Source organism: Okeania sp. SIO2B9 (assembly GCF_010672505.1).
Lineage (GTDB): Bacteria > Cyanobacteriota > Cyanobacteriia > Cyanobacteriales > Microcoleaceae > Okeania > Okeania hirsuta.
The window spans coordinates 1-2444 of sequence record NZ_JAAHGK010001157.1; the positions used below are offsets into that span (position 1 = coordinate 1).

The window sequence follows — 2444 nt, forward strand, 5'->3', positions numbered from 1 at the left end:
GTGATATTAGCTCCTTATTTGTTCCTAGTTAGGAAACTAAAAAAAAGGGTGAAAACAGGTGGCCTTAATAGTAATACCATACTTAACGGTGCAAAATAATTAGTCTAAAAGTTGAGAATACTAGAGTAAGCACATCAATATGACAAGCCCAACTTTTGGTTCAGATATTTCAGATATCAATAATAGTAATAACACAGAGGCATCGTGGCAACAAAAATCCCAGCAATTACCTATCTGGGTCCGTAGATGTGGTGCTTGGACTACAGAAGTATCCCTGGTTGTTCTTAGTGGAATAGTTCCATTTTGGCTTGGTCACTTGGGTAATATAGGCAACAAATCTGTTCCTCTCAACCCAGTAGTAGCAACCACCACAGAAGCAATTGCCAATACTTTAGGAATTCCTTTACGAAACCGTTATCAGAAAGTAACACCTCTGGCTAATCTATTTTGGTCTGGAGCATTATTAGCTCCTTTAGCAATTGTAGGTTGGCAATTATTTTTGTTAGCTAGAACAGGTCAAACATTGCCTAAGCGTTGGTTTGAAATCAGAGTTGTGACAGCTTTAGGAACTTCTCCAGGCTTGAGAAGAACCCTAGTCCGTGAGGGTTTTGCTAAATGGGGATTACCTATGGGAACTGCCTACTTGATTTGGTATCTAACTGGGGCATTTCCTTCTTTGGCAATTCTATTAGCATTGTCAGGGTTAGCATTACTAGGTGATATTTCTTTGATTCGTTTCAATAAACTACGCCGCACAGGACACGATCGATTAGTAGACACTTTTGTTGTAGATGCTCGCTCTGGCCAATTAGATTCTAATCCTTTTAACTTTATCGATACTCAGACACAAGCTTCAATAGCAGCAATTGTTACTACTCACAAAAAATCAGAAGGTTTTCATCTTTGGCCTTGGATGCGAAAAAATCCAGGTATGACTTTACTGATGATAACTGCTTTAGGTATGGTCTCGGTTTTGGGGACAATTTTTGGCACTCATGTTTATATTCAAAATCAAGCAAATTGGCGGGAGTTTAAACAACAAGATAATGATATGTTTCTGGCTCTTGTGAATAAGTTGTCCCTGACTTCGACTAAACCTCAGCAACGACAAGTGGCAGTTTTAGCTTTGGGTTCTACTAAAGATCCTCGTGCCATACCATTGTTAGTAGATTTGTTGGGGCAAGAAAATGAATCAAGTATACTTGATGGAATTCAACAATCTTTAGTTAGTGCTGGACCAATGGTAATACCGGAACTACGTCGCTTAAATCAAGCCCTCAAAAATGATCTAGATTCTCTAAGCTATGGAGGCAACTCTCAAGAACAGCTTCTGGTATCTCTGCGACTACGAGCTACTCAAAAGGCGATCGCTAAAGTTCTCAAAGTTTACAGTGGGTCGGTTAAAGAGGCTGACTTAAGTGGCGTTGATTTAGGTCAGATAACTTCTGGCCCTGCTAGCTTTACTTTGATATTAGAAAATACTGATTTGTCTGGAGTGAAATTTAGAGGCGCTACTCTTAATCAGGCTAGTTTTAAGAATAGTCGCTTTTATGGACCAGGAAAAGATAATCGTTTAGGAACTTTTGACGATTTGATTGCTGATTTGAGTGGAGCAAATCTGATAGAAACCAATTTAACGGGTGCGACATTTGGCCCAGTGGTGATGAAACGTGCAGACTTATTTAGAGCAATTCTAAATAAAGCAAAAATGCCTGATTCAATTCTGACAGAAGCCAACTTAAGCAGTGCTAAGTTAATTGAAACTGATTTACAGCGAGCAAATTTAACAGAAGCAAGTTTGACTGGTGCAGATTTAGGAAGTGCTAATTTATCAGAAGCTAATTTACGCAGAGCTCATTTAAGTAAAGTTAAGGCTGAAGGAGCTAGCTTTCAATCATCTAATTTAATGGAGTCTAATTGGCAAGGAGCAAATTTATCAGGGGCAAATTTCAGTAAAAGTAATTTGAGAAAAGCAGATTTGAGTTTAGCCCAACTAACAAATGTTAATTTTCGGAATGCTCAACTACAGAATGCTAATTTACGAAACGCAGATTTGAGTTTGGCAGATTTACGAGGAGCAAATTTGAGTGGAACTGATTTAAAAGGAGCCAAATTAGTAACTCCAAAACCGGCTCAATTAGACCAATTTTTGGCAAGTCCACTTGAGACATTCAAATCCGATTATTTAAGGGGAGTTAATTTTAATTTTGCCAAAAACTTAGATCCTAATCAAATTAATTACATTTGTAAACAGGGGGGAATTCACGAGCAATGTACGAATAATTAGGGTTTGTAGCAGACAGGAGACAGGAGACAGGAGACAGGAGACAGGAGACAGGAGACAGGAGACAGGAGACAGGAGACAGGAGACAGGAGACAGGAGACAGGAGACAACCCACCCCTCGCCCCTCCCCCTCCCAGGAGGGGAAGACAGGAGAAAAGGG

1 protein-coding gene is annotated in these 2444 nt (G+C 39.5%); it reads left to right on the forward strand.

What is annotated here, in order from left to right; translation table 11 throughout:
• The first annotated feature begins 139 nt into the window (after window positions 1-139).
• A complete protein-coding gene (locus tag F6K13_RS28390) occupies window positions 140-2287 on the forward strand; it encodes a pentapeptide repeat-containing protein (protein WP_124143978.1) in 2148 nt (715 codons plus the stop codon).
• The last annotated feature ends 157 nt before the right edge of the window (window positions 2288-2444 follow it).

Coding starts and splice junctions, on each gene's coding strand:
- F6K13_RS28390 (WP_124143978.1), top strand. CDS start 140: ATGACAAGCCCAACTTTTGGTTCAGATATTTCAGATATCAATAATAGT.